General features: G+C 41.9%; 6 protein-coding genes and 1 pseudogene. 5 read left to right on the forward strand and 2 right to left on the reverse strand.

Features of this window, described 5'->3' with window-relative positions; translation table 11 throughout:
• The 3 genes and pseudogenes from EWV60_RS12040 to EWV60_RS23240 form a co-directional block, all read left to right on the forward strand.
• Positions 1–1,076: tetratricopeptide repeat protein (locus tag EWV60_RS12040; RefSeq protein ID WP_287232473.1), on the forward strand; the 1,076-nt coding region annotated here is incomplete at its 5' end.
• Positions 1,077–1,362: 286 nt separating this feature from the next.
• Positions 1,363–1,584, forward strand: a complete 222-nt coding sequence (locus EWV60_RS12045) for a hypothetical protein (protein WP_002775979.1) — start codon at positions 1,363–1,365, stop codon at positions 1,582–1,584.
• A gap of 578 nt (positions 1,585–2,162) precedes the next feature.
• Positions 2,163–2,291, forward strand: a pseudogene (locus EWV60_RS23240) (tetratricopeptide repeat protein); the annotation flags it as partial.
• 177 nt (positions 2,292–2,468) lie between these two features.
• Here EWV60_RS23240 and EWV60_RS12050 read toward each other — a convergent pair.
• Positions 2,469–3,512, reverse strand: a complete 1,044-nt coding sequence (locus EWV60_RS12050) for an N-acetyltransferase DgcN family protein (protein WP_287232475.1) — start codon at positions 3,510–3,512, stop codon at positions 2,469–2,471.
• The gene (locus tag EWV60_RS12055; RefSeq protein ID WP_287232477.1) at positions 3,505–4,557 is read right to left on the reverse strand and encodes a dipeptide epimerase; all 1,053 of its coding nucleotides are present in this window, start codon (positions 4,555–4,557) and stop codon (positions 3,505–3,507) included. The genes EWV60_RS12050 and EWV60_RS12055 overlap by 8 nt, the downstream gene beginning before the upstream one ends.
• 207 nt (positions 4,558–4,764) lie before the next feature.
• Between EWV60_RS12055 and EWV60_RS12060 the strand changes: the two genes are divergently transcribed.
• Together EWV60_RS12060 and EWV60_RS12065 are read left to right on the forward strand one after the other, a co-directional pair.
• On the forward strand, positions 4,765–5,928 hold the full coding sequence (locus tag EWV60_RS12060; RefSeq protein ID WP_287232479.1) for an LptF/LptG family permease: 1,164 nt from the start codon (positions 4,765–4,767) through the stop codon (positions 5,926–5,928).
• A gap of 61 nt (positions 5,929–5,989) precedes the next feature.
• Positions 5,990–6,157, forward strand: a complete 168-nt coding sequence (locus EWV60_RS12065) for a hypothetical protein (protein ID WP_002736451.1) — start codon at positions 5,990–5,992, stop codon at positions 6,155–6,157.
• The last annotated feature ends 279 nt before the right edge of the window (positions 6,158–6,436 follow it).

Below are 6,436 nucleotides of genomic sequence, written 5' to 3' on the forward strand. Positions count from 1 at the left end.
AGGAATGGTTAACCGATAGTTTAGTTCACCTGAGTTTAGTTCAGGATAATCGTGATGGTTGGTATGAAATTCATCCCCTGTTGCGTCGCTACTTTCGGGATAAGTTAGAAGCATCACCCCACGCAGAACCCGCAAAACGCCGTTATTGTGGGATTATGGCCAAAAAATCGGCAGAAATGCCACAGAATCCCACTATAGAAATCGTTGAAGAATTTAAACCTTTCCTTCTCCATCTACAAGCATCTGTCGGGGAATATCCCCAATATATCGCTGATGAGGATTTAGGTTGGTCCTATACGGGTTTAGCTCGTTATTATAATGGACAAGGATTGTATGCTATTGCTGAACCCTACTGTCAAGCTTGTTTAACCGCAACTCGAACCCACTTAGGAGACAATCATCCCGATGTGGCAACTTCCCTCAACAATTTAGCACTCTTGTACCAATCCCAAGGCAGGTACACAGAAGCAGAACCTCTCTATCTACAAGCTTTAGATTTGTATAAACGACTCTTAGGAGACAATCATCCCGATGTGGCACAATCCCTCAACAATTTAGCAGAATTGTACCGTTCCCAAGGCAGGTACACAGAAGCGGAACCTCTCCATCTAGAAGCTTTAGATTTGTATAAACGACTCTTAGGAGACAATCATCCCGATGTGGCAACTTCCCTCAACAATTTAGCACTATTGTACGATTCCCAAGGCAGATACACAGAAGCGGAACCTCTCTATCTAGAAGCTTTAGATTTGAGAAAACAACTCTTAGGAGACAATCATCCCGATGTGGCAACTTCCCTCAACAATTTAGCAGGATTGTACTATTCCCAAGGCAGGTACGAAGAAGCGGAACCTCTCTATCTAGAAGCATTAGATTTGTTAAAACGACTCTTAGGAGACAATCATCCTAATACAAAAACCTGTCGTAATAATTTACAAAGGCTGCGACAACAGCAAAAACCTACTTCTTTAACTTGGTGGCAGTGGATTATCGTTACTCCTATAGTTATTCTATGGATGCCGTTTTATTTGCTATGGATGCTCACTCGGTGGCTAGTGCGTTGCTTTATTAGGTAAAGAGTCTAAACTATGATTGATGCGATTATGGGATGAACTATGACTAGGGAGCTAGTTAAGAGTGGATTAGAGATGAAGATTGATTGAATAAACCAATCATAGTTAAGAGCGTTGGAAAAGAGGGTCTGTAGGCGCACGGATTTACCATTATGAATATAATATCCTGTCAAGTCGCCTTTGTCAAGAGAAAATTTAACAACATCCAGATTTATTCGTAACCCATTACCTATCATCGACTATGATTGAATTAACCACTGCTCACTGATAACTGATAACTGATAAAGCTATGACACTCAAAGAACAACTTATTAAAGAAATTGAAACAACTCCCATTTCTCTGCTGCCGGAAATCCTGCATTTTGTCCAATCTATAAAAACAAAACATCCAGACGTTGACTTTATGGAATTTGCTGGTATGGCAGCAGATATAGAAAATACTATGCAAGAGATTGTCGAAGAAGCAGAAGCTAATCGTCAACTTGATTTAAGACGGATAAATGACTTATGAAACAAGCATTACTTGATACCAATATCCTCTCTTATTTTTTACGAGGCAATCCCGCAGTAATTGAACAATTCCGCATCTATCGACAACACTAAACTTATATATCGTTTTCAATCTTTACCTATTACTAGATTAAAAGTGGCTTATTGTATAAAGATGCACGAAATCAACAACAACAATTTGAACGTCTTGTAGAAGTCAGTTAAGTAATTGGTTATGATCGTGAAATTAGTGATATAGCTACTCAAATATACGTTAATCTTAGAATAAAAGGACAACTCATTACCCCGATTGATTTGTTTATTGCTGCGACTGCTATTTATTGCGATTATACTCTGATTACAGCTAACATTAAGCATTTTCAAAATATTCCCAATCTTAGTTAGAGTTTGCTGAAAAAGTACGGGCGAAGCATTCGGATAGAAAATCTACGGTTTCACCGATAAGTTATTGTCCGAATGCTTCACCCCTACAGGACGCGGAACCATGAAGACGCAAGGTTTTGAAGCACGATTCTCTCAGAATCTTGCACCTGTTTCGGGAGAAAAGCCACAAAACCTCTACCTTGCCTACATTTCACATTTACAGAAGCGGAACCTCTCCATCTAGAAGCGATTAATATTTTTAGAGAAGGATTAGGGGAAAATCATCCCCATACTCAAACGATTATGGAGAATATAAAACTATGTTGTCCCAAATCTGGCAAGTAGAATTAAGATAGAGTTTAAATGCTTTGGAAAATAGGGTTTGTAGGCGCACGGATTTTCCATTATGAATATAATATCATGTCAAGTCGCCTTTGTCAAGAGAAAATTTGACAACATCCAGATTTAGTCGTAACGCATCACCTATCATTGACTATGATTGAATTAATCACTGCTCACTGCTCACTGATTACTGATCACTGATAATAACCCTTGAGCACCAAAACGGACAACATCGGTACAAAATAACCCCGTTTCCTCCTGCACAGTTTCTATAGCTTTAACTGCCGCCTGCGGACTAAGATGAAAAGTATTTAAACTAATCCCCTTTACCTTCACCTCCCCGAAACTTCCCCCAGCGCTGGCAGTCATTTCGCAGAGTTTAATCACTTCCGTTAGGGGAGGGATGGGAATATCGGGTAAATCTTTGATATGAATTTGTCCAGCGCGATGGACGAGAATTAACCCCGTCGGTTGACTGCCACGCATTAAGGGCAAGGTAGCAGTGGATCCGGGGTGTAAAAGGGAGCCTTGACCCTCAATAAACAGAATATCGTTATTTTCTGCTGATTCTAACACCAAAGCCTCGATCGCACCAGCAGCATAATCGACGCGCACCGCATCCAAGGGTACACCTTTCCCCGCGATCATAATTCCCCCCTGTCCAGTGGCTAAAAATTGCGATTTTAGCCCTTTTTCTTGGGCAAATCGGTGTAATTCGATGCTAGTGGACATTTTGCCCACACTCATATCCGTCCCTACCGTTAGAATACGCTGACAGGTTAAATTTTTCGCCCGCGCTTGCCCAATTTTTAAGTCTTGGGGTTCCAGACGGATATCCCAAATCCATTGATCCGGTTTAAGCTGAGAAAAAAGGGGTTTTAGGGGTGTATGGAGTCCATTAACGAGGGATAACCCTGTATTTACCGCCTCTTTGATTTCTTCTAGCCAATGGGGTGGTAAAATGCCTCCTGAGGGTGCGATGCCAATTAACAGGGTATCGGGATGATAGGTTAGAGCTTCCCTAACATTAGCAACAATCGGCAAGGGGCGATCGATTCCGGCCACTTCTTTTAAGGTACTGCCGGCGCTTTCTGCGTCAATAATCGCCACTACCTGCGCTTTTCCGTAACGCAGATAACTTAACCCAGTTTTGCCGCGAGTTCCTTTGATTCCTTCGTGGAGAAGAATCGCTACTTTCTTGTCAGGAGTCAAATAATTAGTCATCTTTTGTCCGTAAACTAACACCCAAACCGGGCAAATTATTTGGTTGTAAACGTCCCTTTTCCAAGCTTAAACCCGTAAAGGGATCATCGCGTAAATTTAAATGACTATCTAGGTCAAGATAGTTGACAAGCGGGCCAAGATGTGCTAGGGCAGTATTGGCTAAACTGCTATCAGAGTAACATCCGAACATAATTTGCAGTCGGCAAGCTTGGGCAACATGAATCATTCTCTGCACTTCTGCTAATCCACCGGCTTTCATTAGTTTAATATTAATGCCGTGGACTCGATCGGCCAGTTTCGGGATATCTTGACTAGAAAAACAGCTTTCATCGACGAAGATAGGTAGGGGCGATTTTTGGTATAAATCAATTAAATCTCGTTCTTGTCCGACGGATAGGGGTTGTTCCACATAAATAACGCCTTTTTCCTTTAACCATTGGCACATTTTCACCGCATCGCTAAATCTCCAACCACCATTAGCATCGACAGTTAGGGGCAAATGGGGGACAATTTCTTTAATAGCCAGAATTATAGCTCGATCGGCTTCTATCCCGTCCGGTGAGCCTAATTTGACCTTTAATAAGCTAAAATCGCCAATTTCTAGCCAATCTAACACCCTCTTCCCCACATTTTCTGGAGAATTTAAACCGATAGTAACAGAAACCGGCGGAATTAAAGAGCGATCGAGTCCAAAAATTTGCCAGAGAGGTAAATTAGCTTTTTTGCCTAACCAGTCGTGCAGTGCCGTATCAATAGCGGCACGAGTAGCCGAAGATATCTGATTTTGCCATAAAATTTTCTCAATTTCTTGGCGTTGACAGGGATGAAAAGATTGTAAAAGAGGCGCGATCGAGTTTAATTCTTGCAGGATTTTAGCGGGTTTTTTCTCCTCGCTGGTAATATCAAAAGGGGATGCCTCTCCCCACCCTTCGATATTTTCCTCGCTAATTTGCAGCCAGATATTAGTATTTTCGCTGGTAGTGCCGCGACTAATCGTTAAAGGTACTCGTTTATGAATAGTAAAAGTTTGCCAGTTTAGCAGCATAATTCACCTGGGGATGATCGGGGAATAGGAACAGAAAAATTATCTACACTTACCCAAATCCTTACTTCTGTCCACTCTCACCGCAATCATACAACTTCTGGCGGTGTTTTTCGTCAAAGACAAAATATGATAGGCTAACCGAAGGGATAGGCAAGACGGCTGCGGGTTAGGAAATGGGATGAAAGAGGAGTGAGTTAACCAAAATCAATGATTAAGAAAAAGATTTCTTACTGGGTAAATGGAGGTATTGCCCTCATTGATCGCTATCTGATCAGCCAACTACTACCCCCATTTTTATTTAGTGTTGGTTTATTTGCCTCTTTGGGAGTAGCGATCGGCAATCTTTCCGATTTAGCTAATCAGGTAGTTGATGCTAATCTACCCCTTGTCTCGGCCCTAGAAATTCTCCTGTTAAAAGTGCCAGAATTTGTTACTTATTCCCTGCCGGTTTCTCTTTTACTGGCCACTTTAATCACCTACGGACGTTTAAGTAGTGATAGCGAAACCGTTGCCCTGCAAAGCTGTGGAGTCACTCTTTACCGTCTTTTTATACCCACTTTCTGCCTGAGTTTAATAGTTACAGTGGTGACATTTTTATTAAACGAATATGTGGTTCCTAATGCTAATTATCGAGCCACAGAAATTTTAGTGCAGAAAATTAATAAAGAAGCAAATTTTTGGAAAAATAAAGACTTTTATTATCCAGATTATGAAATAAAAACCCTAGAAAATGGTACGATTAATCGCAATTTAAGAAGTTTATTTTATGCCGAACGATTTGACGGCGAAAAAATGAAAACTGTCACCGTTATCCGTTGGCTAAAAGAAGAATTAAATCAAATTATTATCGCCGATTCGGCCCGTTGGAATGCCGTCGATAACGTCTGGGACTTTTTTAACGGCATTATCTATGAATTAACCCCCCCTAATGCCTCCTATAGCCAAGTTATCCCCTTTAAAACCGAAAAAATCGCTTTATCTCGCTCTGCTTTCGATTTTGCTCGTCAAAGCCGCGATCCCTACGAGATGAACATACCACAGGCGATCGAATATGTGCAACTGCTCAAACTCAGTGGCGATGAGAAAAGAGTCAGGTTTTTTCAAGTGCGAATCCAGCAAAAAATCGCCTTTCCCTTTGTCTGTATCGTCTTTGCTACCATCGGCTGTGCCTTGGGTTCTCTACCGCAAAGAATCAGTCGGGGAACCAGTTTCGGTCTCAGTGTCGCCATTGTTTTCCTCTATTATCTTTTAAACTTCCTTGTCGGCAGCTTGGGACTAACCGCCACCCTCTCCCCCTTCCTAGCTGCCTGGCTGCCTAACTTTTTCGGTTTTGGTTTAGGTCTCTGGTTATTATGGCGACTTAACGGTTAGACTTTTTTGAAAATTTTCGTCAAGATAGGAGACGTAGAGTTATAGCAGACCCCTTAGATCTATGTTTCCCTTTTTCTTCAACACTTGTGGCAGCACTTCCCGCCAAGAATGTCAAGAGCGTAAATTAACATTCCTCAAATGGATGCGCGACGACCTCGAAACCCGTCTAGCGGGATTAAATGCCGCTATCGAAACTATCGAGCGTCAAATCGGTCGGGAAGGTCAATAAACCCTGAAAATAGGCGAGTTTTCCCCTCGCCTTCTCCCCACAATTGGCTAAAAGAGATAATAGGAGTCTATCGTTATTGTAATCGGCACTCGGCCTGCATGGGTTACGCTACCGCTAACCTATCCTACAAACAATTGCGTCTCCCTACTTATTGGCACTCAATAGCTGGACTTCCCCGTTGACAAAAGGCCATAACCTGTGCTGTAGAAGGGATTAAGAGAATTTCCGCCGCCCCGTTACTGGGTACAAATCAGGGAAACTCCCAATAAATCTAACGCT

The sequence above is a fragment of the Microcystis sp. Msp_OC_L_20101000_S702 genome, from assembly GCF_007095705.1.
GTDB lineage: Bacteria > Cyanobacteriota > Cyanobacteriia > Cyanobacteriales > Microcystaceae > Microcystis > Microcystis ichthyoblabe_A.

Excerpts from the sequence above, each read along its gene's own strand:
- EWV60_RS12045 (WP_002775979.1), top strand. The coding sequence starts at position 1,363 with ATGACACTCAAAGAACAACTTATTAAAGAAATTGAAACAACTCCCATT.
- EWV60_RS12050 (WP_287232475.1), bottom strand. The coding sequence starts at position 3,512 with ATGACTAATTATTTGACTCCTGACAAGAAAGTAGCGATTCTTCTCCAC.
- EWV60_RS12055 (WP_287232477.1), bottom strand. The coding sequence starts at position 4,557 with ATGCTGCTAAACTGGCAAACTTTTACTATTCATAAACGAGTACCTTTA.
- EWV60_RS12060 (WP_287232479.1), top strand. The coding sequence starts at position 4,765 with ATGATTAAGAAAAAGATTTCTTACTGGGTAAATGGAGGTATTGCCCTC.
- EWV60_RS12065 (WP_002736451.1), top strand. The coding sequence starts at position 5,990 with ATGTTTCCCTTTTTCTTCAACACTTGTGGCAGCACTTCCCGCCAAGAA.